The organism is Paraburkholderia kururiensis, from assembly GCF_034424375.1.
In the GTDB taxonomy this organism is placed as follows: domain Bacteria; phylum Pseudomonadota; class Gammaproteobacteria; order Burkholderiales; family Burkholderiaceae; genus Paraburkholderia; species Paraburkholderia kururiensis_A.
Window position 1 is genome coordinate 2,450,855 of the sequence record NZ_CP139965.1, and the last position, 25,291, is coordinate 2,476,145.

General features: G+C 64.8%; 26 protein-coding genes and 1 tRNA gene. 9 read left to right on the top strand and 18 right to left on the bottom strand.

Annotated features, from left to right (window positions below; all coding sequences use genetic code 11):
- Positions 1–2: 2 nt before the first annotated feature.
- The 6 genes from U0042_RS10960 to U0042_RS10985 all read right to left on the bottom strand — a co-directional run bounded on the left by U0042_RS10960 (position 3) and on the right by U0042_RS10985 (position 4,595).
- Positions 3–761: a tyrosine-type recombinase/integrase gene (locus U0042_RS10960; RefSeq protein WP_114810824.1), complete on the bottom strand. Its 759-nt coding sequence runs from the start codon at positions 759–761 to the stop codon at positions 3–5.
- Entirely contained in the window at positions 758–1,837 is a 1,080-nt protein-coding gene (locus tag U0042_RS10965; RefSeq protein WP_114810823.1) for a hypothetical protein, read from the bottom strand. Before U0042_RS10965 ends, U0042_RS10960 begins: the two co-directional genes overlap by 4 nt.
- On the bottom strand, positions 1,834–2,661 hold the full coding sequence (locus U0042_RS10970) for a Rha family transcriptional regulator (RefSeq protein ID WP_114810822.1): 828 nt from the start codon (positions 2,659–2,661) through the stop codon (positions 1,834–1,836). Before U0042_RS10970 ends, U0042_RS10965 begins: the two co-directional genes overlap by 4 nt.
- Positions 2,662–2,987: 326 nt before the next feature.
- A complete protein-coding gene (locus tag U0042_RS10975; RefSeq protein ID WP_114810820.1) occupies positions 2,988–3,575 on the bottom strand; it encodes a hypothetical protein in 588 nt (195 codons plus the stop codon).
- 284 nt (positions 3,576–3,859) lie between these two features.
- On the bottom strand, positions 3,860–4,117 hold the full coding sequence (locus U0042_RS10980) for a hypothetical protein (RefSeq protein WP_114810819.1): 258 nt from the start codon (positions 4,115–4,117) through the stop codon (positions 3,860–3,862).
- A gap of 10 nt (positions 4,118–4,127) precedes the next feature.
- Positions 4,128–4,595 carry a hypothetical protein gene (locus tag U0042_RS10985; RefSeq protein WP_114810818.1) on the bottom strand — a complete coding sequence of 156 codons (468 nt, stop codon included), beginning with the start codon at positions 4,593–4,595 and terminating at the stop codon, positions 4,128–4,130.
- A gap of 101 nt (positions 4,596–4,696) precedes the next feature.
- On the opposite strand from U0042_RS10985, the gene U0042_RS10990 reads away from it, so the two are divergent.
- Positions 4,697–4,942, top strand: a complete 246-nt coding sequence (locus U0042_RS10990; protein ID WP_114810817.1) for an Arc family DNA-binding protein — start codon at positions 4,697–4,699, stop codon at positions 4,940–4,942.
- A 227-nt stretch (positions 4,943–5,169) separates the two neighbouring features.
- Here U0042_RS10990 and U0042_RS10995 read toward each other — a convergent pair whose 3' ends face one another.
- The 5 genes from U0042_RS10995 to U0042_RS11015 form a co-directional block, all read right to left on the bottom strand.
- Entirely contained in the window at positions 5,170–5,493 is a 324-nt protein-coding gene (locus U0042_RS10995; protein WP_114810816.1) for a hypothetical protein, read from the bottom strand.
- Positions 5,494–5,577: 84 nt separating this feature from the next.
- Positions 5,578–5,985 (bottom strand): type II toxin-antitoxin system death-on-curing family toxin, encoded by a 408-nt coding sequence (locus tag U0042_RS11000; protein WP_198665294.1) that lies wholly within the window; start codon positions 5,983–5,985, stop codon positions 5,578–5,580.
- Positions 5,982–6,164 (bottom strand): hypothetical protein, encoded by a 183-nt coding sequence (locus U0042_RS11005; RefSeq protein ID WP_114810815.1) that lies wholly within the window; start codon positions 6,162–6,164, stop codon positions 5,982–5,984. Before U0042_RS11005 ends, U0042_RS11000 begins: the two co-directional genes overlap by 4 nt.
- Before the next feature lie 187 nt (positions 6,165–6,351).
- Positions 6,352–7,563, bottom strand: coding sequence for a tyrosine-type recombinase/integrase (locus tag U0042_RS11010; protein WP_114810814.1), 1,212 nt, complete (start codon positions 7,561–7,563; stop codon positions 6,352–6,354).
- 174 nt (positions 7,564–7,737) lie between these two features.
- Positions 7,738–7,824, bottom strand: a tRNA-Leu gene (locus U0042_RS11015).
- A gap of 306 nt (positions 7,825–8,130) precedes the next feature.
- Here U0042_RS11015 and hpnD point away from each other — a divergent pair.
- A complete protein-coding gene (hpnD, locus tag U0042_RS11020) occupies positions 8,131–8,964 on the top strand; it encodes a presqualene diphosphate synthase HpnD (RefSeq protein WP_114810813.1) in 834 nt (277 codons plus the stop codon).
- A 48-nt stretch (positions 8,965–9,012) separates the two neighbouring features.
- Here the strand turns inward: hpnD and U0042_RS11025 are convergent, their stop codons facing one another.
- From U0042_RS11025 to U0042_RS11035, 3 genes are all read right to left on the bottom strand, one after another.
- A complete protein-coding gene (locus U0042_RS11025) occupies positions 9,013–10,245 on the bottom strand; it encodes a DUF1501 domain-containing protein (RefSeq protein ID WP_114810967.1) in 1,233 nt (410 codons plus the stop codon).
- A gap of 100 nt (positions 10,246–10,345) precedes the next feature.
- Positions 10,346–11,728 carry a DUF1800 domain-containing protein gene (locus U0042_RS11030; RefSeq protein ID WP_198665300.1) on the bottom strand — a complete coding sequence of 461 codons (1,383 nt, stop codon included), beginning with the start codon at positions 11,726–11,728 and terminating at the stop codon, positions 10,346–10,348.
- Positions 11,729–11,908: 180 nt separating this feature from the next.
- Positions 11,909–12,250, bottom strand: coding sequence for a hypothetical protein (locus tag U0042_RS11035; RefSeq protein ID WP_114810811.1), 342 nt, complete (start codon positions 12,248–12,250; stop codon positions 11,909–11,911).
- 236 nt (positions 12,251–12,486) lie between these two features.
- On the opposite strand from U0042_RS11035, the gene ompR reads away from it, so the two are divergent.
- The 4 genes from ompR to U0042_RS11055 all read left to right on the top strand — a co-directional run bounded on the left by ompR (position 12,487) and on the right by U0042_RS11055 (position 16,045).
- The gene (ompR, locus tag U0042_RS11040) at positions 12,487–13,221 is read left to right on the top strand and encodes a two-component system response regulator OmpR (RefSeq protein WP_017773795.1); all 735 of its coding nucleotides are present in this window, start codon (positions 12,487–12,489) and stop codon (positions 13,219–13,221) included.
- Between the two features lie 45 nt (positions 13,222–13,266).
- A complete protein-coding gene (locus tag U0042_RS11045) occupies positions 13,267–14,616 on the top strand; it encodes an ATP-binding protein (protein ID WP_114810810.1) in 1,350 nt (449 codons plus the stop codon).
- A 271-nt stretch (positions 14,617–14,887) separates the two neighbouring features.
- Entirely contained in the window at positions 14,888–15,436 is a 549-nt protein-coding gene (locus tag U0042_RS11050) for a peroxiredoxin (RefSeq protein ID WP_114810809.1), read from the top strand.
- An 84-nt stretch (positions 15,437–15,520) separates the two neighbouring features.
- On the top strand, positions 15,521–16,045 hold the full coding sequence (locus tag U0042_RS11055; protein WP_114810808.1) for a carboxymuconolactone decarboxylase family protein: 525 nt from the start codon (positions 15,521–15,523) through the stop codon (positions 16,043–16,045).
- A gap of 54 nt (positions 16,046–16,099) precedes the next feature.
- Here the strand turns inward: U0042_RS11055 and U0042_RS11060 are convergent, their stop codons facing one another.
- The 3 genes from U0042_RS11060 to ispD all read right to left on the bottom strand — a co-directional run bounded on the left by U0042_RS11060 (position 16,100) and on the right by ispD (position 18,737).
- Positions 16,100–17,263, bottom strand: a complete 1,164-nt coding sequence (locus tag U0042_RS11060; protein ID WP_114810807.1) for an acyltransferase family protein — start codon at positions 17,261–17,263, stop codon at positions 16,100–16,102.
- Between the two features lie 224 nt (positions 17,264–17,487).
- On the bottom strand, positions 17,488–17,967 hold the full coding sequence (gene ispF / locus U0042_RS11065; RefSeq protein WP_114810806.1) for a 2-C-methyl-D-erythritol 2,4-cyclodiphosphate synthase: 480 nt from the start codon (positions 17,965–17,967) through the stop codon (positions 17,488–17,490).
- A 59-nt stretch (positions 17,968–18,026) separates the two neighbouring features.
- Positions 18,027–18,737, bottom strand: coding sequence for a 2-C-methyl-D-erythritol 4-phosphate cytidylyltransferase (gene ispD, locus U0042_RS11070; protein WP_114810805.1), 711 nt, complete (start codon positions 18,735–18,737; stop codon positions 18,027–18,029).
- A gap of 199 nt (positions 18,738–18,936) precedes the next feature.
- On the opposite strand from ispD, the gene mfd reads away from it, so the two are divergent.
- The gene (gene mfd, locus U0042_RS11075) at positions 18,937–22,446 is read left to right on the top strand and encodes a transcription-repair coupling factor (RefSeq protein WP_114810804.1); all 3,510 of its coding nucleotides are present in this window, start codon (positions 18,937–18,939) and stop codon (positions 22,444–22,446) included.
- Between the two features lie 296 nt (positions 22,447–22,742).
- On the opposite strand, the gene U0042_RS11080 is transcribed toward mfd, so the two are convergent.
- Positions 22,743–22,928, bottom strand: coding sequence for a hypothetical protein (locus U0042_RS11080; RefSeq protein ID WP_232833354.1), 186 nt, complete (start codon positions 22,926–22,928; stop codon positions 22,743–22,745).
- On the opposite strand from U0042_RS11080, the gene argE reads away from it, so the two are divergent.
- Positions 22,921–24,057, top strand: a complete 1,137-nt coding sequence (gene argE / locus U0042_RS11085; RefSeq protein ID WP_232833366.1) for an acetylornithine deacetylase — start codon at positions 22,921–22,923, stop codon at positions 24,055–24,057. The two genes, U0042_RS11080 and argE, sit on opposite strands and share 8 nt — an antisense overlap.
- Before the next feature lie 42 nt (positions 24,058–24,099).
- A complete protein-coding gene (locus U0042_RS11090) occupies positions 24,100–25,152 on the top strand; it encodes a threonine/serine dehydratase (protein ID WP_114810802.1) in 1,053 nt (350 codons plus the stop codon).
- The last annotated feature ends 139 nt before the right edge of the window (positions 25,153–25,291 follow it).

A 25,291-nucleotide genomic window follows, 5' to 3' on the forward strand; every position in this document is an offset into this window, starting at 1 on the left:
AGTTAGTGATAGGTCGAGTTTGCGGGAGGGTTTTCCGCACGCTTCGACTGGAGGTAAGCCGCCAACCAGTCTGGCAGTGGCACCGGGGCCGCCTCACGACCCTTGGTGCGACCCGGCGTGTACGTTTGGCGCTCCCAGTCGATCCATTCCCATCGCGCCGTTCTCACCTCAGCCTCGCGAAGGCCAAGGCCCAGCATCAGCCGAATGCCGCAGGACGCCGACGGACGCCCCTGTTGATCGACGGCGGCAAGCCATTCGAGGGCATGAGCTGCTGGCAGGATCGCGCGTGGACGCTTCTGCGTCTTGATCGGCTTCACCGTCCAGCTCACCTCAGCGATGAGGCGACGACGCACGGCCCAGCGGAAAAGTAGCCGCAGCAGTCGGAGCCAGTGGTTTGCCGTCGTCGGTGAATGCCCGCGCAGATGCTGCGCGCGCGCCGCCTCGACGCGAGACGTCGAGATCACGTCAATTTTCAGTTCGCCCAGGTCGTATAGATGCAGGCGACCGAATTCGTACATGCCCTTGAGGTGCGATGCGCTGACGACGAGCTCGTGTACGGCGATCCACTGGCGAACCAGCTCGCGGAGCGTTGGGATAGGCTCAAGGCCGAGCGCGGCGCGCCGGGCGTCTTCTGCCGCCTGGGCCGCCACGATCTCAGCGCGACGGCGCACCGTTTCGCCGGTCGAACGCTGCCACCGCCGACCATCAGCCTGAAACCGGTAATGCCACACTCGGCCAACCAGAAAGAGGCGCGGCATCATGCTCTTGCTCCGAGGACGCGCGTCTTCAGTAGATCCCTCACGCTCGCGATGGCAACGCGCGAAGCATCGGAGGCGCCGGTTCGCGACACATCGAGCGGCGTCTGGACAGGGATCGGCGTGGGTTCTGCGCGTGGTGCCGACGGCGTACCGCCATTGTCGATTGCGGCGCTGATCCGCGCATGCCACGCTTCGCGTGACTCGTGTGCTCGAGCACTGCCAACGCCAACCTGATTTGCTACCGAGAGCGCCGTCGAGTCAGACAGCCACCACGCGCCGTATTTCGCCTTTGCGGCCGGCGCCTTGGCGCCCGCCACGGTTGGCGTCGATGCACTCTTTGCCCACGATTCGAGCACCTTTACCACGTAGCCAAGACTGACCTTCTCGCCTTCCTTTGCGGCCGTCGCGTACTCTGCAGCGGCCACCGCCGTCTCGACAGACACGCCCTGCTCCGCAAGCATCTGGATTTTCGGATGGGCGACAGCGCAATTGATGCCCGCGGCCCGTAGGGCTATGGCGAGCTTCGCGGCTGCCGACGAATCGATGGGTACAGACGAATCACCTGCGGTTTGTTCCTCGACGAACCAGTCGGGCCGAGTCGGTGCCTCGTGTGAGGCAGATCTGCGTTTTTTATCTGCGTTTACATCTGTACAGAGATTCCGCGACTCTGCGGGATCGACGGCGCGATCCTGCGGAATCGATGCCGCAATATCGCGGGATGCATTCCGCAGTTTTGCGGAATCGGCTGCGACGGGCTCCCGAGAGCCGGCAAGGTATTTGCCCTCGTCAACGAAGGCGTACCAGTTGGTGCGGTCCCATCGGTCCTCGGTGCCCACTCGACGCATCAGAACCCCTGACTCGACGAGCTTCTTCAACGCGCGCTGGATCTGGTCTTCACTCAGGTACGGAAACAGTGCAGCGAAGGCCTTGGCCGAGTTGAACGTCCACGTGCGGCCTGCATGTAAGTGCCTGTCGTTGGCGCGATTGTGGAGAATCCAGAAGCGCAGGTTGTAGAGCAGGATGGCGCCGACCAACCCGTGCTGCCCAGCGTCTTCGATGTCGAAGTGGTGCACGGTCATTGTCTAGCCCCTTGGGCCGTGCTCGTCGGCAACTTCCTCGCGAGTTCAGCGAGCCCTTTGGACGTGACCAGAACCTGAGCAACCGCCTTGTCGGCGCCGTCGCCGCGCTGAATCGTCGTGGTCCGGTGTTCGAGCACGCCGCGCATGATGGCGACCTGGTACGCGGCCCAACGGCCGCCGCCTCGCCGATAGATCCATTGTTCACGCGACAGCCAGTTGAAAAGATACGTTGGCTTGACCTTCAGGCTCTTCGCAGCAGCGGTGAGGTTCATCGAACCCGATGCGGCCGCCAGCCGATCCAGCGCTGCGGCGTATTGAGTTTGCCGCTGCGTAGCGCTCTCGAGACGCGCGCAGCGATCCGCGAGTTCAGCGGCGAACCGCAACGCACCTGCGAGGGTCTGCGGAACGCTCTGCGCCGGCTGTGCCAGCGCGACCTGATCGCGAAGCCGAAGGAATGCGTCGACCAGGCGCACCTGACCTTGGCGGGAGCGGGCTCCCCCGATAAACGGCATGGCGATCAGTGCACCGCGCTCCGTCAGCTCGATGCATGGCTGCGAACGGTTCCAGTGATCGATATAGGAGGTCTCCTTGGAGTCGAGGGGACCGAGAGTGCCGTTTGTGATCAGTATCGACAGCGAGCGCATCACGTTATCGTGACGGCGCCCGAATTCTTGTGCGATCGTGAGCGAATCGGTGATGAGATCGGCGCCGCGCACACGGACCAGTGCCGCCGATTGACGCGGCACGCTGGTATCGGCACACTGGATTTGCGATTTGATTTTGGCCGAGCCTTCGCGGGTTTCGGCCTTTTCTTTTTTGGCCATCGCGGCGCCTCAGCTAGCCATTTCCTGCTCTGCGCGGTAGGCCGCAGGATCCTCCATCCAGCGATGGATCTCCGCGTTGCTATAGACAGTGCAACGTTCTGTCCAGCGCTGCGGCTGAGGGGCGCGACCGTCCTTGACCAGCTTTCTCCAAGTCTCCCGGCTGACAGGAATGAAGCGCTGAAGCTGCTCCCATCGCGAGAACCCGACGGCAGGGAGAGTCGCTGGGGCCTGGCTAGTTCCGGTATCTGCACGCATGCTTTGTCGCTCCTAGGCGTCGTTTGCATGCTGCTGATATTGGGTGCAGGAAATTTCCTTATTCGATTTATCTACAGCTTTATTGTTGCGGCACGCCACACAAGGGGACAGTTACGATCCAAGCTCCGCGACGGCCTCTCCCATCTTGGAATGGTCCCCATCGCTTCGTGGTATGCGAACGCATCGCGGCAAGCGCGCGCCCACAAGCTATCTTTCGCTGCGTCGTATTGTTGCCGAAGAGTCTCGCCGGGGTTTTTCCCGTCAACTAAGCTTTTCCACGGATCTCGCTTAGCTAAAGCTCTAGCTGCATCCTTGACGGAGAGATGCGTGTTATTTGCACGGGCTCGTTCGATCTCGACGACTAGATAGCCGTTTGCCAGTTCGTCCCATTTGACAGGGCGCCCGCGGCGCTTCTGCTCATGTACGAACTGGAATCCCGGTATAAGGTCAACGGCCATGGCCATTGCTAGAACGGCGAAATTGCCCTGTTGGACGGAATAGTGCTCGAACAACAGCGCCAGCTTTTCACTTCTCGCCGCGGCAACGGCGGCATCCACGGCTTTCTCGGCCTGCTCCCTCTCATGCGTCGGAAGCATTAGGCCGGGCAGTTGAACGCAAATGGGTTGGCCGAGCGCCCCCTTGAACTTCGTACTCATCATGCGCCCTCGCGCAATCCCCCCTCCGAATGGAGGCACCCCTGACAAACCGGTGAGGGGACCGGCGTTCGCCCCGTCGGGCCAGTCAGGAGTGGTAAAGCGCGTCGATTGTGCCACGATGACGTCGAAGACTAGGCGCTACCGCGTCCGCTCGTCTTGATCAACCTGCGTTCATAGCGGCTCTTGGCGCGCCGCCGTCGATAGCGGCTGATGCGCCTCCCCGCCTCGCGGACCGCCGAATCGATGATGGTGTGGGCGCCTTGAACGCTCGGCGCCTTAAACGTCGCCTACTTGTGTGGCACGAGTTCGGCGAGGTCCATCAAGCGGTTGGCGAGTTTCTCCGAATCCACCATCAAGTCAACCAACGTGGATTTGAGCGGCAGGTCGTTGAGCCCATCCTCCGGGATAGCCTCAACGACAAACGACAGAATATTGTGGATGCGCCATGCCGCCCTCGACTCGTCGGACAAACAATCCTCGAAGTGCTCTGGCGCGTGGGTGTTCACGTGCCCGGCCGCTAGGGACGTCTCTTGATCGACTTTCATGTGACTCTCCTTAGTACACCGTGTCATTCGCAGCGACTTGTGATGAAACCCGCCGCAGTTGCCAATCCCGGATCTGGACGAGCGCTGCGGCCCATTCGGCCGGCGACAGACGCCGCCAGCACTTCTCCGGTTTAGGCCAGATTCGCCGGACACGAAACGATTCGATGTCATGCCATGCGGGGCTGGCAGGATTCGCGGTGTTCGCGGGGCTGTAGAGCGCGACGAACGCGGGCAAGCCGGCCATGCGCGCGAGCTGACGAATCACGCCAGTTGCTTTTTGCTGCCCGATATCCCGCGCGACCTCTACGAGCGCCAGTGGCAATTTATTGGAATAGCCGAACTCGACGAATAGCACACCGTCTAGGTCCGCCATGGTCAGCGCCCTGGCCTCGCGCGCGGCGATAAAGCGGCCGATCGAACGCGGTCGATGCCAGACACCATAGGCGCGATCGCGGATAGCGAATTGTTCTTCTTGCATGGTCGTTTTCAGAATGGGCGCCAGTGAGAGGTAGCTACCATGCCCCAAATGTAGCACGGTGCTTTATTGAACGCAAGCACCGTGCTACATTACAATCCGGCATGGCCAGAGACGATCCGCAAATCAACCTCCGCATCCCGCTCGAACTGAAAGAGCGGCTTGATGCCGCTTCGGCGAAGAAAAGACGGTCACTGACTGCCGAAGTTGTCGCCAGGCTTGAAGCGAGCTTTTCAGCAGCGAGCGACGTCGAGACGACTATCGATGATCGCACGATGGATCTGTTCGCCGAACACGTTGCTGGAAAGGTAGTGGAAGCGCTCGACAAACGCAGCAAGGCAAAACGATAGGCGGCCGCGACAACCGGTATGCCACCGCGGCCTGTCGCCGACATCGGCAGGGTGCGTGGCGCCCCTGGCTCGCACAAGGTCAGAGGTTCATGACCGTCGGCTGCGGAAGGTGACCACACGAGAGACCCGCTTGGTCAACCATGGATCGTTAAGCGCGTCGCCGCGAACTTCCTCGCGAGCATGGCGTAGAGATGGGCCGGCGTTCGACGGTACGACGCGCCTGGACGCTATACGTCGAACTCCGGCAAATCGAGCAGCGACCTATAGACCGACTGAGGATCGCTCACCGTATCGATGCGCTCGTGTCCCAGATAGTCCTTACCAATGACAACGCGAGGGCCGCTCACGGTGCCTCCACCTGGCACAGAAAACAGCGAGCCGACCTCCTCGCCGTTCCGAAGAGCATGGACGACTGTGCCGACTGGCACGATTTCCTCGTCGCCATCCCAGACAGGTTTTCCGTTCGCGTCCGCTCTCGCCTTGCGCCACCTTACGTGGTGTATGACCTGCGCTCCATTGGATATCGGGTTGCGCGCAATGATGAGCCACATGATTTCCTCCAAGCGGGCATAGACCTTCTCGGACCCGGACGAACAAACTACGGCGGATGTGAAAAGCCCCGCTCGGGGCGGGGCTCACTCATTGTTCGTCTTCAGCCTTCTTGCCACGTCGGCCGGCGTAGCCAGCGAGGAAAAGATGTTTGCTAAATCCTGGTAGTCAAGCTTCCCTTCCGCTACGTCAACCATGATGTCTTCAAGAGACTGCGTCCGCTTGACATCGTGACCTTCAATCAGAAGATAGGTGAGCGCCGATACTAGCGCGGTACGCTTGTTCGCGTCCGAAAACGCGTGCCCTCTGGCGATCGCCTCTGCATACAGGCCAGCAATCTCGAAGACATCGACGAGACCGCCATAGTGGACGCGGTTCTCAATACGACCAAGGGCGCCTTCCAAAGCGCCCCTGTTTGTATTTCCAGTCAATCCTGGCTCACGTGAGAGGATAAAGTCGTGCACCAGCACGACCAGATCCGCATCCAGAATCATCGCTTAGCCAGCGCCTGGATGACAGCATGATGTTGCTCATAGACGCGTTTAGCAGCATTGACGATCTGCTTACGACCATCCGCGGAGCTAGTATTGACCTTCTGAGTGGGGAGCTGCACGCCTGCCCGGGCCTTGACTTCGACTCCGTGGATGTTCCCGGTCTTTCCTTTCGTGACCATGGAATCTCCTTCGGGTTAGGTGTTAAGAGGTTGCTACACCGTGTTAACGGCGATTCTACACAAAAGTTTACTGGCACCATATTACCAGGCGATGCCGGCAGTACGGTGCCACACCGTACCAATCTGGAGCCGATTGCCCGAAAAGCAACGCTTGCCCCGCGGTAAGCACCGCGCCGTAGTTTCAGCCTCAGCCCGCCTGCCTGAAATCGCCCGGCACAACGTTCCCGCCGGCCGCCCGCTCCAGATAGTCGCCCCACCACTGCATCATGCGTTTGCGCTCGCTCAGATACTGCGCGTGGTTGTAGGCCGCGCGCACGCTGTCCCGCTCGCTGTGCGCTAGCTGCCGCTCGATCCAGTCCGCATGGAATCCGTGCTCGTTGAGAATCGTCGATGCGAGCCCGCGGAAGCCGTGCCCCGTCATCCGTGAGTGGTAGCCCATGCGGTACAGCGCGAAGAGCACCGTGTTCTCGCTGATAGGTTTCTTCGCGTCGTTGCGGCTCGGGAACAGCCACCGCCACCGGCCGTTGAGCTCGCGAAGCTGCCGGATGACCGCGAGCGCCTGTTTCGAGAGCGGCACGATGTGCGGCATGCGCATCTTCATCTTCTCCGGCGGGATGCGCCACTCCGCGCGCTTCTCGTCGATCTCGGTCCATTCGGCATGGCGCAGCTCGGCCGTGCGCACGAACGTGAGCGCGAGCAGCTCGATCGCGAGCCGCGTCTGGGCCTCGCCGTCGTACGCGGCCACCTTCTTCATCAGCTCCGGAACCTCGGACTCGCTGATGCGCTGCATGTGCTGGACTATCCGCGGCTTCAGCGCCCCGCGCAGGTCAGGCGCAGGGTCGCGCTCGGCGCGCGCCGTGGCGATGGCGTAGCGGAATACCTGGCTCGCCGTCTGGATCACCTTGCGCGCCAGTTCCAGCGCGTTGCGCGACTCGACCTTGCGCACCACGGCGAGCAGTTCCGGCGCCGTCACCTGGCCGATCGGACGGGCCCCGATGAACGGGAACAGCTCGCGCTCGAGCAGCGTCAGAATCCGCTTCGCGTGCCGCTCGGTCCAGGCCGACTTCTTGTTCTCGTGCCACTCGCGCGCGACCGCCTCAAACGAGTTCTCCCGCTCAAGGCTGCGCTGCAGCTTGGCCATCTTCTTCTCATGGCCCGGGTCCAGCCCCTCGCGCAACCGGTCCTTGGCCGCGTCGCGTGCCTTGCGGGCGGCCAGCAGCGTGACCGCCGGGTACACGCCGATGGCGAGGCGTTTCTCGCGGCCGTCGATGCGATACTTCAGACGCCAGTACTTCGCGCCGCCGGGCATCACCTCAAGGTACAGGCCCTGTGAATCGGCGAGCTTGTAGGCCTTCTCGCGGGGCTTCGCCGCGCGGATCGCAACGTCGGTAAGGGGCATGGAACACCGTGGGGGCATATCGGGGCGCAGGAGAGCGCCAGATGGCCCCAAAGATGCCCCCTCGGACCGTGGGTGTCAATGGGAAACCTTGGGCAACGATGGTAAGAAAAAGCCCCGCAAGTCCTTGACTGACGGGGCTTTTTGGGCAACGATGGGAATCGTTGGGGGACTTCTTGGTGCGAGGAGCGGGACTCGAACCCGCACACCATTGCTGGCGTCAGGACCTAAACCTGGTGCGTCTACCAATTTCGCCATCCTCGCCGCCGGGCGCGGGGCCGCGCTTCTGGCGCTGCCGCCCGCCCGATATTCGGCTCGCTATCCGGCCTCCAGTTGCTGGCATGGGTGCGGCTGGCACCGCACGCCGGAATCGCGTGAGGGCGAGATTCTAACCGATTGCCTCTCGCTTGTCTGCATGCGTGCTGAGTCGACGAGCCGCTGCGGTGCTAGAATTTGCCGTTTCGCGCGACGCACCCGTTCGCACGCGATCGCGGCACCCCGTTTTGCTGCGCGGCAGCCGGCATGCGCGTCGGCGTGCGAAATGCGTCCCCTGCCCCCACCGCTCCCACTGTGAATTTCGACGACTACTGCCTGCAAAAGGCGGCCCCGCCTGGATCGAGCACCTACTACGCACTGCGCCAGGCGCCGCTCGCGCAGCAGCCGCTGCTCGCGGCCCTCTTCGCTTTACGGCGCGAGTTCGAAGAAACGGTCAAGGAAACGAGCGACCCTACCGTGGGCCGCACCAAGCTTGCGTGGTGGCAGAAGGAAACGGCCGCGCTGGCGGCGGGCTCGCCCTCGCATCCGGTATCCAGGGCGCTTGCCGCGCATCTGGGTGACGTCGCCGCCGAATATCCCGCGCTGCAGGCGCTGCTTGCCGGGTTCGAGATGGATCTCGAGCAGGCACGCTACCTCGACTTCCCGAATCTGCGACGTTACATGGACGGCGTCGGCGGCACGTTCGCTACGCTGCTCGCGCGCGTCACGGCGCAAGACCCGGCGCGGGCGCAGGACTGGGCCACCTCGCTCGGCAACGCGCTCATGCTCGCGCAGTTCGTTCACGAAATCGGCAACGACGCGCGCCACGGCCGCATCTACGTGCCCATCGACGAACTCCAGCGCTACAACGTGATGGCCGCGGACCTCATCAATCGCCGCTACAGCGAAGCCTTCACGCAGCTGATGCAGTTCCAGACCACGCGCGCGCGTGACGCGCTGCATAGCGCGCTTGCCGCCATTCCGGCCGCCGAGCGCCGCGCGCAGCGTCCGTTGCGCTCGCTCGCCGCGCTCTCGCTCGCGCTGCTCGACGAGATCGAGCGCGAGGGTTATCAGGTCTTGCATCAGCAGATCGTGCTCACGCCCATCCGCAAGCTGTGGATTGCCTGGCGTGCGGCACGGCGCGGCTGAACTCGCCGACGGCGACGGCTCACGTCCTGCCCGCTGCCAAGCCCGTTTTCACACGCGTAGCAGCGGCAGCGGTTCGAAGCGCTGCTTGAGCACGGCCTGCGCGTCCATGCCCCACCACGTATCGAGCACCATCGCGTAAAGCGCGCGAAAGTCCACGCCGACGGGCAGATTGCCGTTGCCGTCGAGTCTCGCGAGCACCGGCGGCACACCATAGAGCCCGCCGCGCACGCGTCCGCCCGCGACGAAATGCGGCGCCACCGTGCCGTGGTCGGTGCCGTTGCTCTGGTTCTCCTGCGCACGCCGTCCGAATTCGGCGTAGGTCATGACGAGCGTGCTGCCCCACCGGCCCAGTTCGGTGAGCGCGGCACGCATCGCGGCCATACCCTCGGCAAATTGACGCAACAGCGCGGCCTGCTGACCAGGCTGGTTCTGATGCGTATCGAAGCCGTTCAGCGTGAGCCGGATCACGGCGACGCCCTGCCCCGACATCGCCTTGCCTTGCGGCGTGGACGACGCCGCGAGCACCTGCATCGCCGTCTTCACCGATGCGCCGAACGCGCCGCCCGGAAACGCGGTCTTCAGCGCGTATTGCCCGGGGCGTGGGCGCAGGCGATCGGCGGCCTGGAGAATGTCGTTCTCCACCTCGAGAATGTGCGCCAGCTCGGGATTGCGTTCGTGCAGCGAGACGGGCGTCACGAGCTTCGACGCCTGCACGAACTGCGCGGGATTGACGAGCGCAATGGCACGCGCGCCGTTGGCGAGCGGACCCATCTCCGCGCTGCCGATCACCACGCCGTCGGCGGCAAACCCGTGCGGCACCGCTTTCTGGCCGAACGCGCGCGTGAGCCATCCCTCGCGCAGATATTCGCCGGCATCCGACGCCGTATCCCAGATTTCGATGGAGCGAAAGTGCGAGAGGTTAGGCTGCGGATAGCTCACGCCCTGCACGATGGCGAGCTGCTTCGTCTGCCAGAGCGGCATCAGCGGCTCGAGTGCGGGATGCAGCGCCGTGCGCTCGTCGAGCTGAATGACCTGCTCTCGCTTGATGCCGATGTTCTTGCGCAGCTTCAGATAGAGCGGATCGGCATAGGGAATGACGGTGTTCAGACCGTCGTTGCCGCCTTTGAGCTCCACGAGAATCAGCAGGTTGTCGTAGCTGCCTGCGACCGACGAGCCTGAGCGCGAGGCGCCCTGCGCGGCACAGGCACGGGAGGCGCCGCCCGCAAGCCATAGAGACACGCCGGCCACGCTGGTCATCGTCAGGAAATCGCGTCGTTTCATGCTGTACCTCGTTCGCGCGGTCTCGCCGGCGCCGGCGCCGGCGTCGTTGCAGCGCGGGTCGCGCGGCGCGCGCCGTCGCTTCGGCAAGCCCGGGTCATTGTCATTTGAGCTGGTAAGCCGGATCCATCAGCAGCGCCTGCAGATAGGCACTCGCCGTCGAGTCTGTTGCAATCGGGTCCACAGGCGCGAACGGCAACACCGCATGCTGCAGTTGCAGCTCCGCGGTCAGCCCGGGCCGCGCCGTCGGCGACGTATAGTAGTCCGCGAGCCACCGCGCGATGTCGAAATGCATGCTGCCCTTCGCCATGCGCGCGGGCGGCGCCGCAGCGGTAGAGCGCAGCATCTGTTCGACGAACTGCTTGCGCGCGAGCAGCGTCGAGCTGTTGATCCACGTTGCACCGCCCGGCCACCCCTTCACGTTCGGCGGATAGAACAGGTTTTCGCCGAGGTTGCGGATGGTTCCAGCGAAGGGTGCCGTGCTCTCGTAGCCGATGTCGAAGGCGCGCACCGCGCCCACCACGAATTCGGCCGGCGACTTCACGAGCGCGCCGCGATTGCGCTCGTCCCAGAACGCGTCCGTGAGAAAGAGGCCGCGCAGCGCGACCTTGATGTCGTAGTGACTCGCGCGAAAACGCGCAGCGACAGGTTCGATCTGCGCCGGGTCCGGGCTCTCGGAAACGAATTCGCGCCACAGCTTGCGCACGACGAAGTCGGCTGTTTCGGGGCGCGCGAGCAGAATGTCGAGCACCGCGTCGCCGTCGAACGGTCCTGTTTCGCCCAGCACCGTTTTCGTGCCCGCGTCGTGGCGATCGGGTTGCCAGACATATGCCGCCGTATCGGGATCGACACCCCAGCCCGTGTATGCGCGAGCCGCCTCGGCCACGTCGCGCTGCGTATAGCGGCCCTCGCCGAGCGTGAAGAGCTCCATCACCTCGCGCGCGAAATTCTCGTTCGGCTTGCCTTTGCGATTACTCGCGCCATCGAGGTATTGCAGCATCGCAGGGTCTTTCGCGACGTCGTGCAGCATCGTTGCGAAGTTGCCGAGCGCGTCGCGACGCAATAGCGCGTTCTGCTGCGCCATCGACTGCGGCCAGCTCACCTTGTCTTGCGCCGACGTGAAATGGTTGTGCCAGAAGAGCGTCATGCGTTCGGTCAGCGGCGACGGCGTGGCGATCATTTCGCGTACCCACCACGCGCGCAACTCGTCATAGCGCTGGCCGCGCGTCTGCTGCTCGGCGCGACGTTCGTCGGGCGTCCAGGCGTTGCGTTCGGTGCGCGTCGGGATGGGCTCGGCTGTCCACAGGGGCATGGGCGTCACGGCGATCGTGCGTGTCGTGGAAAGCACGCTCGCCACCGCCTCCTCGCGCGTGAGGCCGACGTACCGCGCCACCTCGGCGCGGTCGGGGGCGAAGCCGATGCGGGTAAGGAAGTAGCGGGCGTCGTCGGCGTCGAGGGCGACATCGTTCGTAACGTGCGACGGCATCGCGCCCGGTACCTGCGCCACGGCTGTCGCGCAGGACACCGCAGCGGCCAGCACCGCGCGTCGCGCCGCCCGCGCAAGGCTCGGCCGCAACGTCATAAGCGTATTCATGGTCGACGGATTCGTGGGTGGGCTGAGATAGCGAGGTCAGCTCTTACACGGCGCGCGCTGACTTTTCCGTCGTCAGCGCTTGTAAAGTTCGCGCACGGCGTCTTCGATGTGCTGGCGCAGCAGGCGCCGCTCTTCCGGCGTCATATGGCCGTCGCGACGGCGCTGGTCGAGGTCGGGGGGAACGGCGGTGCGCATGGCAAGGTCCGAGGCCGGCTGCGGCGGGACAACCACGGGACCGCGGGGATGGCGATACGGCTTCGCGCTGGAGGCGCGTTGAGGCAGACGGGAGTTGGGGAGCCGTTCGGCAGCAGGCTGGGCGAGGACGCAAACGGGATCGAGCACGCTCGCGAGAGCACCTGCCACGGCGAGCCCTGTCACGATGAGGCGCACCCTTGGCCTGACCCCTCCCTTCATCTTGTTCCCTTCGTGGCGCGGCAAACGGCTTACCTCAAATACATGTGTGCATGTGCTGGACCCAGAGAAGGCGGGTGCGAGCGTTGTAGTCTAATGAAGTATCTACCGAACAGCCGCAGTCAGTAAAGGAGTGTACGCGTGGCCGCTTTACGTCGTGCCACGGGGCGGGTAAATTTTGTAACTGACTGTAACGTGGCAATTCGCCAAAACTCGCACCCCTTTCTAATCGCGCTAAGATGCCGTCCATGGAAACCAAGAACCCTTCGAAAATCCTTGTCGTCGACGACGATCCGCGCCTGCGCGACCTGCTGCGGCGCTACCTCGGTGAACAGGGATTCAACGTCTACGTCGCGGAAAACGCACCGGCCATGAACAAGCTCTGGGTGCGCGAGCGTTTCGACCTGCTCGTGCTGGACCTGATGCTGCCCGGCGAAGACGGCCTGTCGATCTGCCGCCGCCTGCGCGGCAGCAACGACCGCACGCCCATCATCATGCTCACCGCGAAGGGCGAAGACGTGGACCGTATTGTCGGCCTCGAAATGGGCGCCGACGACTACCTGCCGAAGCCCTTCAATCCGCGCGAACTGGTGGCACGCATTCATGCGGTACTGCGCCGCCAGTCGCCGTCCGAACTGCCGGGCGCGCCCTCCGAAACCACGGAGGTGTTCGAGTTCGGCGAGTTTGCCCTCAATCTGGCCACGCGTACGCTCACCAAGGCAGGCCAGGAAATTCCGCTTACCACCGGCGAATTCTCGGTGCTCAAGGTGTTTGCCCGGCATCCGCGCCAGCCGCTCTCGCGCGAAAAGCTCATGGAGCTCGCCCGCGGCCGCGAGTACGAAGTGTTCGATCGCAGCCTCGACGTGCAGATTTCGCGCCTGCGCAAACTGATCGAACCCGATCCGGGCAGCCCGCGCTTCATTCAGACTGTCTGGGGACTCGGCTACGTGTTCATTCCGGACGGCGCAGCCTGATCCCGAGCCCAGCGTTGCGGTTCGTTTCTCTGACAGGGACGGTCCATGCGGATTGACCGGCGCCTCCTCACGCACGCCTTCGGCGGGCTTTTCTGGCGCACCTTCCTGCTGATCGCGCTCCTCATTGCGGTAAGTCTCGCGGCGTGGTTCCAGAGCTTTCGCGTGATCGAGCGCGAGCCGCGCGCGCAGCGCGTGGCGCTTCAGCTCGTCGCCATCGTCAAGCTGACCCGCACGGCCCTGCTCTATTCCGATCCCGACCTGCGTCGCGCGCTGCTCCAGGACCTGGAAAGCAACGAAGGCGTGCGCGTCTATCCGCGCGAGACCACCGACAAATACAAGCTGCAGCCCGACGAGTCGCTGAACCGGCTGATCGAGCACGACATCCGCAGCCGCCTCGGCGACGACACGGTGATCGCGCAATCGGTCAACGACATTCCCGGCGTGTGGATCAGCTTCAAGATCGACGACGACGATTACTGGGTCGCGCTCGACCGCGACCAGCTCGACAACGTCACCGGTCTGCAGTGGGTGGGCTGGGGCGTGTTCGCGCTCGCGCTCTCGCTCTTCGGGGCGGCCTTCATTACGAGTCTCGTGAATCGCCCGTTCTCGCGGCTCTCGATGGCCGCGCGCAAGGTGGGCTCGGGGCAATCGCCCGAGCCGCTGCCCGAACGTGGCATGGGCGTGGCCGCCGAAACGAACCGCAGCTTCAACCAGATGGTGCGCGACCTCGAGCAGCTGGAGGCGGACCGTGCGCTGATGCTGGCGGGCATCTCGCACGACCTGCGCACGCCGCTCGCGCGCCTGCGCCTGGAAACCGAAATGAGTCCGTCGGACCAGACGACCAAGGACGCGATGATCGACGACATCGAGCAGATGGACATGATCATCGGCCGCTTCCTCGATTACGCGCGCCCGGTGCAGCGTCAGCCCGAAAAGGTCGACCTGTCCGTGATCGCAAGCGAACTGGCCGCGCGCATGTCGTCCGAAGACGGCATGCGCCTGATCACGCGGCTTGCGCCCGCCGCCATGGTGGAAGCGGACGAGACCGACATGCGGCGCGTGGTAGGCAATCTGATCGAGAACGCCCGCAAGTACGGCATCAGCGAAACTGACGGCATTCCGCACGTCATGCTGGAAACGCGCGTCTCGCATTCGCGCGTGGAGCTTTCGGTGGTGGACGAAGGCCCAGGCATTCCGGAAGACCAGCTCGCGCTCGTCACGCGCCCCTTCTACCGGGTCAACTCCGCTCGCACGCAGGCAAACGGCACGGGTCTCGGCATGGCCATCGTGCAACGTCTCGTGGGGCGTTACCGTGGCACGCTGCGCCTGCGTAACCGCGCGCCGGGACCGGGCCTCGAAGTCACGATCGAATTTCCGCTCGCGAAGGGCGTTTGATCCCCGGGCCACGTCGGCCCTACACCAACGGCGCTTCCGCCTCGCACCCGCAACGGGTGCATCATGACGAGCAGCCCTCTCGCTGGCAGGCGGCGGGAACGCCCCCTGCTGCCTCTCGTACATCTAAGACCTTCTTCCCGTCGTTTAGACAATTTCTATTGAACAACTGGGCCAACCGGCCTGTCTTCGCGGGTATAGCGAACGCGTTCCGAAAGCCGGAGCGTCAACGCGCGGTCTTTCCATCTGAGGCAACTGACACAGGAGCAAGCGCATGAAAACCGTGGGCGACAAACTCGAAGCATTCACCGTCACCGCCGCGAAGCCGGGCTTCAACAATCACGAAGAGAACGGCGCCTCGGCGTTCGAAGAGATCACCGAAACGTCGTTCCCGGGCAAGTGGAAGGTCATCTACTTCTACCCCAAGGACTTCACGTTCGTGTGTCCCACCGAGATCGTCGAATTCGCGAAGCTGCAAAAGGCGTTCGAGGAGCGCGACGCGGTGCTGATGGGCGGCAGCGTCGACAACGAATTCGTCAAGCTCGCCTGGCGCCGCGAGCACAAGGACCTCAGCAAGCTGAACCACTACTCGTTCGGCGACGTGAAGGGCGAACTGATCGACCAGCTCGGCATACGCGACAAGGAAGCCGGCGTTGCGCTGCGCGCCACCTTCATCGTGGACCCGGACAACACGATCCAGCACGTCTCGGTGAACAACCTGAACGTGGGCCGCAATCCCGACGAGGTGCTGCGCATTCTGGACGGCCTGCAGACCGACGAGCTGTGCCCGTGCAACCGCTCGGTGGGCGGCGCCACGCTGTGAGCGCGATGAAAGGGCGCACCGCAAGGGCTCGCCCAGGCCGGCGGCCCGCGCAGGCCTTTATCGACTGACCACGAGGAAGTATTGATGGAGTTTCTTGCCGCGATCAAGGAGCGCATCCCCGACTACGCGAAGGACATCCGCCTGAACCTCGACGGCACGATTGCGCGTTCGTCGCTCGAAGGCAACGACGCCGTGGGCGCCGCGCTCGCGGCAGCATTTGCCGCGAAGAGCACGGCGATCGTGAAAACCATCCGCGACGCCGGCGTGCTGTCCCCCGACGAAACGCACGGCGCGCTCACCGCAGCCGCACTCATGGGCATGAACAACGTCTGGTATCCATACGTGGAGATGACCGGCAACGCGGACCTCAAATCGCAGCCGGCCGGCCTGCGCATGAACGCCTATGCCGCGCACGGCGGCGTCGATAAACGCCGCTTCGAGCTGTACGCGCTCGCCGCATCGATCGTCGGCAAATGCCACTTCTGCGTGAAGTCGCACTTCGACACGTTGGTTGAAGAAGGCATGTCGTCGACGCAACTGCGCGACGTCGGGCGTATTGCCGCGGTGGTGAATGCAGCTGCTCAGGTGATCGCGGCCGAGAGCGCGTAGGCCTGTGGCGCACATGCGGGGCCGCGCGAGCCGCCGTGAACTGCCACCAGCCGCTCAGCGCGCGCCGAGATCCGCCGCCGGCTGCGCGGCAAGCCGCCTGCGGATCGCCGCTTCGAGCGGCTTCTTGAGTTCCAGCAGACGCTTCTCGAGCAGCTGCCACGACAGATGCGCGAGCAGCAGCGCAAGCAGGAACTGGAGCACCACGGGCAAGACGGGCTGCAGCGTCGCCGGCACATGAAGCCGCGCGTACAGATGCGGCGCGTCACCGAGCTTCGAGGGAATCAGGTTGTGAAACAGGTAGAAGCCGTAGCTGACGGTGCCGAAGTAGTCGAGCGCACGCCATTCGAGCATCGAGACGGCCCTGCTGTTCTGTCGGTTGACGATCCACAGGAATACACCGAGCAGCGCGAAAGATAGCCCGATATCCACCACACTCGCCGGCGCACCACCGGCCGTGACGCCAGGCGTGGCCGCGCGCCAGGCCAGCACGGCAACAAGCCCCGCCGCACACGTGAGCAATGTGGGCATGGCGCCTGCCACGAACCCCACCGCGCGATAGCGGCCACAGGCAATACCGCCCATTCCGCCTAGCGCGAGCAACGCGAAATTCCACGGCGAGCACGCATAGACGAGCGGCTCGCTCGCACCGCCCGCACCCAGCGCCACATGCACGACGGCCGCCACAATGACGAAGGCCGCGCACAGCGCGACGTGACGCGAGGCCGGCGAGAACAGCAGCACGAAAGGCGCCACCAGATAGAACTGCTGCTCGACGGCGAGGCTCCAGAAATGCGAGACAGTACCTGGCCAGCCGTCCTGCACGAAACCGATCCAGTAGTTCGAGAGATAAAGCACATGCCACGGCAAGCCGAGATTCACGTCGCGCTGATAAAACAGGTGATGCGCAATGGCGAGTGCCGCAAGCAAAAGGTAATAAACCGGGAAAATGCGCAGGGCGCGTTTCATATAAAACACGCACAGTGCGGCATCGCGGCGCGCACTGGCTTCTTCAATACGCAGCCTGTTGCGATGCAGTTCTCCCATAATCAGAAAACCGCTGATGAGAAAGAACAGCCAGACGCCCAGTTTGCCGAGGTCCAACGCTTCTCCTACCTCACCCAGATGGCCTTTGTGAGCCAGAAAAACCAGCGTCACGGCCAGTGCGCGTATGCCGTTGAGGCCCTTTACGTGCCCTTGAAATGCTCGAGCTGCGTTCATCGCCCTTCCCGCGTGCCAATACTCACGCAGTATAGGGCGACAAATACTGAAATTAATCCGGAACGAAGAGTCGCCCGTTATTGCTTCGATCAACATCGACCGTTAAAGCGCGGACCACGCTTTTACCGCTTTTTGTTCTTTTATTTCGCGGCCTTTTTACCGGACGCGGGCCCGTCGCTCGCCGTCCGGCAATCCTGTCCGGCTCTCGCCGGCACATGCGCAATTCACGCCCGCGTGAGCAGCACAGCGGCCTGCGCTTCGATGCCCTCGCCACGCCCCAGGTAGCCCAGCTTCTCGTTGGTCTTCGCCTTCACGTTCACGCGGTCGAGCGGCAATTCGAGGTCGGCCGCGATATTGGCGCGCATGCCGTCGATGTGCGGCGCGAGCTTCGGTGCCTGCGCGATCACGGTGCTGTCGACGTTCGCAATGGCGAAGCCCGCCTGCCTCACGCGCACCGCACACTCGCGCAACAGCACGCGGCTGTCGGCGCCCGCAAAGCGCGTGTCGGTGTCGGGAAAGTGGCGGCCGATGTCGCCGAGCGCCGCCGCGCCGAAAAGCGCGTCGGTGATCGCGTGCAGCAGCACGTCGGCATCCGAGTGGCCGAGCAGCCCGCGCTCGTAAGGCACCGTCACGCCGCCGATGATGAGCGGGCGCCCCGGCACGAGCGCGTGTACGTCATAGCCTTGTCCGATTCTGAAATCCATGCGTGAGTCCGTAGTGAAAATTCGGGTGATGCCGAGGTCGCTTTAAGCCCGCGTCAGCGTCACTGAGCGGCCGGGCGGCTCAGGATCGCTTCCGCGAGATCGAAGTCTTCCGGGTAAGTCACCTTGAAGTTACGCAGGCTGCCCTGCACGAGCCGCGGCGCGTGACCGAGCCATTCGATCGCGCTCGCTTCGTCGGTGAGGTCGTGGCCTTCCTGTTGCGCGCGTTCGATGGCGTGGCGCAGCATGCCGAGCCGGAACATCTGGGGCGTCTGCGCCTGCCAGAGGCCGTCGCGCGGCTCGGTGCGCGCCACGTGCGGCGGCTGCGCGGGCGCCATGCGCTTGAGCGTGTCGGCCACGGGCAGCGCGACGATGCCGCCCACGGCATCGTCCTTGAGCTCGGCGACCAGCGTGCGGATCAGCGCGGGCGTGATGCCGGGGCGCGCGGCGTCGTGCACGAGCACCCAGTCGTCGTCGCGTGCGCCGAATCCCGACAGCGCGATGAGGCCGTTGAGCACCGACGCCTGGCGCGAAGCGCCGCCGCAGCGCTGCACCGCGAAGCGCAGGCCGGCGAAGCGGCGCGCGTCGAAATGCGTGTCGTCGGGCGAGATCACGACGAGCGTCTGCGCAAATTCGCTGCAGGCGTCGAACGCGGAAAGCGTGTAGTGGAGCAGATCGCGGCCGGCCACGGTACGGTACTGCTTCGGCATGGCCGAGCCGGAGCGGCTGCCGGTGCCGGCGCACGGAATGAGGGCAAAAAGGCGTGAGGTCACGGTAGTCGGATGCTTGCGGGCGCCGCTCGCCGGAGCGCCCGTAGAAGCCGGGTGCGAAAGCTGCGGGAGTCAAATTGAAGGACGGATTTTATAATAGGTCCTTTGCGTTGACGCCGGAGCACGCCCGAGCGCGGTCCGGCGGCCGCTGCAATCGCGCTTCATCACGGCTTCACTGCCGCCCAAGGCCGCTCCCTTTCCTATGTCCGATACCGCCGCTTCATCGTCGCCCCCGTCTTCTCCGTCGCGAGACGCCTGCCCTGTCGCGCTCGTGAAGAGCGGGCAGCGCTTCGCGTTCGACGGCACGCACGGGTCGTCCGATGCGCTCCTGATCGCCCGCTACCACCTCGCCTACCGCGACAAGATCCCGCTGCTCGCGGTGGTCTGCGCGAGCGCCGTGGACGCGCAGCGGCTCTCGCAGGAAATCGCGTTCTTCGCCCCGAATGCGCGCGTGCGGCTGCTGCCGGACTGGGAAACGCTGCCCTACGACACGTTTTCGCCGCACCAGGATCTCGTCTCCGAGCGGCTCGCCACGCTGCACGACCTGGGCGAAGGCCGCTGCGACATCCTTCTCGTGCCCGCCACCACGGCGCTGTACCGCATGCCGCCCGCCTCGTTCCTCGCGGCCTACACGTTCTCGTTCTCGCAGGGCGAGCGTCTCGACGAAGCGAAGCTCAAGGCGCAGCTCACGCTCGCCGGCTACGAGCACGTAAGCCAGGTCGTGCGTCCCGGCGAGTACTGCGTGCGCGGCTCGCTGCTCGACCTCTATCCGATGGGCTCGCCGCTGCCGTACCGCATCGACCTGTTCGACGACCAGGTGGACTCCATCCGCGCGTTCGACCCCGATTCGCAGCGCAGCCTTTATCCCGTGCGCGACGTGCGCCTCTTGCCCGGCCGCGAATTTCCATTCGACGAAGCCGCGCGCACCGCGTTTCGCAGCCGCTGGCGCGAGGTGTTCGAAGGCGACCCGAGCCGCGCGTCGATCTACAAGGACATCGGCAACGGCGTGCCGTCAGCGGGCATCGAGTACTACCTGCCGCTCTTCTTCGAAGAGACGGCCACGCTGTTCCATTACCTGCCGCAAGCGGCGCATCTCGTGTTCTCGGGCGACCTCGACGTCGCCATCCGCCGCTTCACCGCCGACACGAAGCAGCGCTACAGCTTCCTTTCGCACGACCGCGACCGGCCGATTCTGGAACCCCAGCGGCTGTTCCTTTCCGACGACGACTTCTTCACGCTCGCCAAGCCGTTCGCACGCCTCGTGCTGCCGGCCGCGAGCGGCGGCGGCTGGACCGCGCCGCTGCCGGGGCTTGCGCTCGATCGCCACGCCGACGACCCCGTCGCCGCGCTGCGCGCCTGGCTTGCCACCACGCCGAACCGCGTGCTGTTCGCGGCCGAATCGGCGGGACGTCGCGAGACCATCGCGCAACTGCTCGCCGATAACGCCCTGCGCCCCGCGCAGACCGACAGCTTCGAAGACTGGCTCACAGGCGACGCGCCCTTTTCGCTCGGCGTCGCGCCGCTCGCGAACGGCTTTATCGTGCCCGGCGAAGGGCTGGCGATCATCACCGAGACCGAGCTGTACGGCACGCTCGCGCGCCGCACCGGCCGGCGCCGCCAGGAGCAGGCGAGCAACGTCGATTCGATGGTGCGCGACCTCTCCGAACTCAAGGTGGGCGACCCCGTGGTCCATGCGCAGCACGGCATCGGCCGCTACTGCGGGCTCATCACCATGGACCTCGGCGAAGGCGAAACCGAGTTCCTGCATCTCGAATACGCGGGCGACAGCAAGCTTTACGTGCCGGTGTCGCAGCTGCACGTCATCTCGCGCTACAGCGGCGCGGACCCCGAAAGCGCGCCGCTGCACGCGCTCGGCTCGGGCCAGTGGGAAAAGGCGCGGCGCAAGGCTGCGCAGCAGATTCGCGACACTGCGGCCGAGCTGCTCAACCTCTATGCGCGCCGCGCCGCGCGTGCGGGCCACGCGTTCAAGCTGGAACCGCGCGACTACGTGAAGTTCGCCGAAAGCTTCGGCTTCGAGGAAACGCCGGATCAGGCGGCCGCCATCGCCGCCGTGATCGGCGACATGACGAGCGGCAAGCCGATGGACCGCCTCGTGTGCGGCGACGTGGGCTTCGGCAAGACCGAAGTCGCGCTGCGCGCGGCCTTCATCGCCGTCATGGGCGGCAAGCAGGTGGCGCTGCTCTCACCCACCACGCTGCTCGCGGAACAGCACACGCAGACCTTCACGGACCGCTTCTCCGACTGGCCCGTGCGCATCGCCGAACTGTCGCGCTTCAAGTCGACGAAGGAAGTCAACGCCGCGATCCAGCAGATCAACGACGGCACCGTCGACATCGTGATCGGCACGCACAAGCTGCTCTCCTCCGACGTGCAGTTCAAGCGGCTGGGGCTCGTCATCATCGACGAAGAGCACCGCTTCGGCGTGCGCCAAAAGGAAGCGCTCAAGGCGCTGCGCGCCGAGGTGGATGTGCTCACGCTCACGGCCACGCCGATTCCGCGCACGCTCGGCATGGCGCTGGAAGGCCTGCGCGACTTCTCGGTCATCGCCACGGCGCCGCAAAAGCGCCTCGCCATCAAGACGTTCGTGCGCCGCGAGGAAGACGGCGTGATTCGCGAGGCGATGCTGCGCGAGCTGAAGCGCGGCGGCCAGGTGTACTTCCTGCACAACGAAGTGGAGACCATCGAGAACCGCCGCGCGATGCTCGAAGCCCTCGTGCCCGAGGCGCGCATCGCGGTGGCGCACGGCCAGATGCACGAGCGCGAACTCGAACGCGTGATGCGCGACTTCGTCGCGCAGCGCGCCAACGTGCTGCTGTGCACGACCATCATCGAGACCGGTATCGATGTGCCCACGGCCAACACCATCCTGATCCACCGTGCCGACAAGTTCGGGCTCGCGCAGTTGCACCAGTTGCGCGGACGCGTGGGCCGCTCGCATCACCAGGCCTATTCGTATCTGCTGGTGCACGATCCGCAGGGGCTCACGAAGCAGGCGCAGCGGCGCCTCGAAGCGATCCAGCAGATGGAGGAACTGGGTGCGGGCTTCTACCTCGCCATGCACGACCTCGAAATTCGCGGCACGGGCGAAGTGCTGGGCGACAAGCAGTCGGGCGAAATTCAGGAGATCGGCTTCCAGCTCTACACGGACATGCTCAACGACGCCGTGAAGGCGCTCAAGGAAGGCCGCGAACCGGACCTCAACGCGCCGCTCGCCGCAACCACCGAGATCAACCTGCACGCGCCCGCCATCCTGCCCGCCGACTATTGCGGCGACGTGCAGGAACGGCTCTCGCTCTACAAGCGCCTCGCGAACTGCGAACACGACGACGCGATCGACAGCATCCAGGAAGAGCTGATCGACCGCTTCGGCAAGCTGCCGCCGCAGGCGCACGCGCTCGTCGAGACGCACCGCCTGCGCCTTGCCGCGCGGCCGCTCGGCATTTCGAAGATCGACGCGGGCGAAGCCGTGATCGGACTGCAGTTCGTGCCGAACCCGCCCATCGACGCCATGCGGATCATCGAGATGGTGCAGAAGAACCGGCACATCAAGCTCGCGGGCCAGGACAAGCTGCGCATCGAAACACGCAGCCCCGACCTCGCGGTGCGCGTGGCCACCGTCAAGGAAACGCTGCGCGCGCTCGGCACGCCGGCGCGTCATGCGGCTGCGGGGGCGGCGACGTCGGTGCGGTAAGCGGTAAGCGTTCGGCGTAACGCGAAGTCTGTTGCTTGCCGCGCCCGCTTCGTTTGGTTCGGTTTGGTTTCGCGGCGCGTGGCTCGCATGAAGGCACCCCTAGCTGCCTATGCCTTCATGCGAGCCTCGCCGCACTCCTTCAGTGCCGCTTCGCCTGCGCTTCACTTCTACTCCACCGACCTTCGCGCCCTTTCATACGCGCGGCTTTCATGTTGCAACGCGCAAGCGCCTGCCGAGCCCTGATTGGCCGCTTATCTGGGCCCGTAAGCCTTTGGCGAGGCTCGGCTTTTTCTGTATCATCCAACGATAAACCAGTGGAGTTCTGCCATGTCCCAGGTTGCCGCGTCAGCGTATCCCGCCACGTCGCCCGGTCCGTCTTCCGCATCCTCCGCCGTCCCGCCTTCCGCATCCTCCGCTTCAACCAATTCGAACGCTTCCCCCGCTTCGCTGCCCTGGGTCACGCGCCTCGTGTCGATGGACACGGTGAGCCGCAATCCGAACCTGGGTCTGATCGAGACGGTGCGCGACGCGCTGCACGCGCTCGGCGTGCAGTCCACGCTCACGCACGACCCGAGCGGCAAGTGGGCCAATCTGTTCGCCACCGTTCCCGCGCATGACGGCCGCACCGCGGGCGGCATCGTGCTCTCGGGCCACACCGACGTGGTGCCCGTGGACGGCCAGGACTGGGACAGCGATCCGTTCAAGCCCGAGATTCGCGACGGCCGCCTGTACGGCCGCGGCACCTGCGACATGAAAGGCTTCATCGGCGCCGCGCTCACGCTCGTTCCCACGATGCTCGAAACGAAGCTCGCGAAGCCGATTCACCTCGCGCTCTCGTTCGACGAAGAAGTGGGCTGCGTCGGCGCGCCGCTCATGATCGACGAACTCGTGAAGCGCGGCGTCGCGCCCGAAGGCTGCATCGTGGGCGAGCCCACCAGCATGCGGCCCATCATCGCGCACAAGGGCATCAACGTGTATCGCTGCTGCGTGCGCGGCCAGGCGGCGCATTCGTCGCTCACGCCGAAGGGGCTCAACGCGATCGAATACGCGGCGCGTCTCATCTGCCACATTCGCGACATGGCCGACCGCTTTCGCGAACAGGGCCCGTTCGACGAGCTGTACGACGTGCCGTTCACCACGGCGCAGACCAGCACGATCACAGGCGGCAACGCCGTGAACACGGTGCCCGCCGAGTGCACCTTCGCCTTCGAGTTCCGCAATCTGCCCACGCTCGACCCCGACGCGATCTTCTCGCGCATCGAGTCGTACGCACGCGAAACGCTGTTGCCGAAGATGCAGCGCGAGCACGCGGCGGCGGCCATCGACTTCACGAAAGTCGCCGCGGCCCCGGGCCTCGACGACGCCGAAGCGGCCGCCATCACGCAGCTCGTGCGCGCACTCACGTCCGACACCGACCGGCGCAAGGTGGCCTACGGCACCGAAGCCGGGCTCTTCGCGCGCGCCGGCATTCCGAGCGTGGTGTGCGGGCCCGGCGACATCGCGCAGGCGCACAAGGCGAACGAGTTCGTCGCGCTCGCGCAGCTCGCCGAATGCGAGCGCTTCCTGCATCGATTCATTCACAGCATGTCGCTCGAGGCGCAGCTGCGCTGACGCGCACGCTTCGCAAACTGTTCACGCCGACGCCAGCGCGCCATGTCCACTGCCACGCCGCAACACACCGACCACACGATAGACGGCGAGCCGATCCCCACGCTCGACGACATCGCCACGCAGCACTTCGCGCTCACGCCCTGGGTGGTGCGAACGCCGGTGTTCGAGCGCCACGACTTTCCGTCGCTCGAAGACACCATCGTCAATTTCAAGTTCGAACTGCTGCAGGCGGGCGGCAGCTTCAAGGCGCGCGGCGCGTTCACGAACATGCTCGCGCTCGACAGCGCGCAACGCAGCGCGGGCGTGACCTGCGTGTCGGGCGGCAATCATGCGGTGGCCGTGGCCTATGCGGCCATGCGCCTCGGCATCGGCGCGAAGGTGGTGCTGTTTCATTCGGCGAACCCGGCGCGCGTGGCGCTGTGCCGTCAGTACAAGGCGGAGATCGTCATGGCCGGCAGTCCCGCCGAAGCCTTCGATACCGTGCGCCAGATCGAAGCCGAAGAAGGCCGTTACTACGTGCATCCGTTCAACGGCTATCGCACGGTGCTCGGCACCGCGACGCTCGGCTACGAATGGGCCACGCAGACGCCCGACCTCGATGCCGTGATCGTGCCCGTGGGCGGCGGCGGGCTTGCCGCGGGCGTCGCAACGGCGCTGCGTCTCGCCAATCCACGCGTGCACGTGTACGGCGTGGAACCCGAAGGCGCCGACGTGATGAGCCGCAGCTTCGCAGCCAATCACACGGTGAAGATGAGCCACATGGAGAGCATTGCGGATTCGCTGATGGCGCCCTTCACCGAGCAGTACAGCTACGAGCTGTGCCGCCGCCATCTGGACCGCATCGTGACCGTCTCCGACGACGCGTTGCGCGCGGCCATGCTGCTGCTCTTCAACCAGTTGAAGCTCGCTGTCGAACCCGCGTGCGCGGCCGCCACGGCAGCGCTCGTCGGGCCGCTGCGCGAGACGGTTCAGGGCAAGCGCGTGGGCGTGCTTCTGTGCGGCACGAACATCGATCCAGCCAGCTTCGTCGTGCACATCGGTCGCGCGGTGGCGGGAGCGAACGCCGGCGCACACCCGGGCACGAAATCGGCTTAAGGCTTGAGCCTCGCATCGCTGCGCAAGTCGCTATGCCTGCGGCAAGACGTTGACTATCATTGGCCGAACCGCGCGCTTGAGCTTCAACGGTGGGCTTCAACGCCGCGCCATTTCAATCGATAACCTCAAGGAGGTTCGC

Bases quoted from the DNA above. Each gene is read 5' to 3' on its own strand.
- U0042_RS10995 (WP_114810816.1), bottom strand. From the start codon at position 5,493: ATGTGGCTCATCATTGCGCGCAACCCGATATCCAATGGAGCGCAGGTC.
- U0042_RS11035 (WP_114810811.1), bottom strand. From the start codon at position 12,250: ATGAAGGGAGGGGTCAGGCCAAGGGTGCGCCTCATCGTGACAGGGCTC.
- mfd (WP_114810804.1), top strand. From the start codon at position 18,937: ATGTCCGATACCGCCGCTTCATCGTCGCCCCCGTCTTCTCCGTCGCGA.
- U0042_RS11090 (WP_114810802.1), top strand. From the start codon at position 24,100: ATGTCCACTGCCACGCCGCAACACACCGACCACACGATAGACGGCGAG.
- ompR (WP_017773795.1), top strand. From the start codon at position 12,487: ATGCCGTCCATGGAAACCAAGAACCCTTCGAAAATCCTTGTCGTCGAC.
- U0042_RS10975 (WP_114810820.1), bottom strand. From the start codon at position 3,575: ATGATGAGTACGAAGTTCAAGGGGGCGCTCGGCCAACCCATTTGCGTT.
- U0042_RS11050 (WP_114810809.1), top strand. From the start codon at position 14,888: ATGAAAACCGTGGGCGACAAACTCGAAGCATTCACCGTCACCGCCGCG.
- argE (WP_232833366.1), top strand. From the start codon at position 22,921: ATGGACACGGTGAGCCGCAATCCGAACCTGGGTCTGATCGAGACGGTG.
- U0042_RS11025 (WP_114810967.1), bottom strand. From the start codon at position 10,245: ATGAAACGACGCGATTTCCTGACGATGACCAGCGTGGCCGGCGTGTCT.
- U0042_RS11005 (WP_114810815.1), bottom strand. From the start codon at position 6,164: ATGGTCACGAAAGGAAAGACCGGGAACATCCACGGAGTCGAAGTCAAG.
- U0042_RS10985 (WP_114810818.1), bottom strand. From the start codon at position 4,595: ATGCAAGAAGAACAATTCGCTATCCGCGATCGCGCCTATGGTGTCTGG.
- U0042_RS10965 (WP_114810823.1), bottom strand. From the start codon at position 1,837: ATGACCGTGCACCACTTCGACATCGAAGACGCTGGGCAGCACGGGTTG.
- U0042_RS10980 (WP_114810819.1), bottom strand. From the start codon at position 4,117: ATGAAAGTCGATCAAGAGACGTCCCTAGCGGCCGGGCACGTGAACACC.
- U0042_RS10990 (WP_114810817.1), top strand. From the start codon at position 4,697: ATGGCCAGAGACGATCCGCAAATCAACCTCCGCATCCCGCTCGAACTG.
- U0042_RS11045 (WP_114810810.1), top strand. From the start codon at position 13,267: ATGCGGATTGACCGGCGCCTCCTCACGCACGCCTTCGGCGGGCTTTTC.
- U0042_RS10960 (WP_114810824.1), bottom strand. From the start codon at position 761: ATGATGCCGCGCCTCTTTCTGGTTGGCCGAGTGTGGCATTACCGGTTT.
- U0042_RS10970 (WP_114810822.1), bottom strand. From the start codon at position 2,661: ATGGCCAAAAAAGAAAAGGCCGAAACCCGCGAAGGCTCGGCCAAAATC.
- U0042_RS11055 (WP_114810808.1), top strand. From the start codon at position 15,521: ATGGAGTTTCTTGCCGCGATCAAGGAGCGCATCCCCGACTACGCGAAG.
- U0042_RS11060 (WP_114810807.1), bottom strand. From the start codon at position 17,263: ATGAACGCAGCTCGAGCATTTCAAGGGCACGTAAAGGGCCTCAACGGC.
- U0042_RS11000 (WP_198665294.1), bottom strand. From the start codon at position 5,985: ATGATTCTGGATGCGGATCTGGTCGTGCTGGTGCACGACTTTATCCTC.
- U0042_RS11010 (WP_114810814.1), bottom strand. From the start codon at position 7,563: ATGCCCCTTACCGACGTTGCGATCCGCGCGGCGAAGCCCCGCGAGAAG.
- U0042_RS11030 (WP_198665300.1), bottom strand. From the start codon at position 11,728: ATGCCGTCGCACGTTACGAACGATGTCGCCCTCGACGCCGACGACGCC.
- ispF (WP_114810806.1), bottom strand. From the start codon at position 17,967: ATGGATTTCAGAATCGGACAAGGCTATGACGTACACGCGCTCGTGCCG.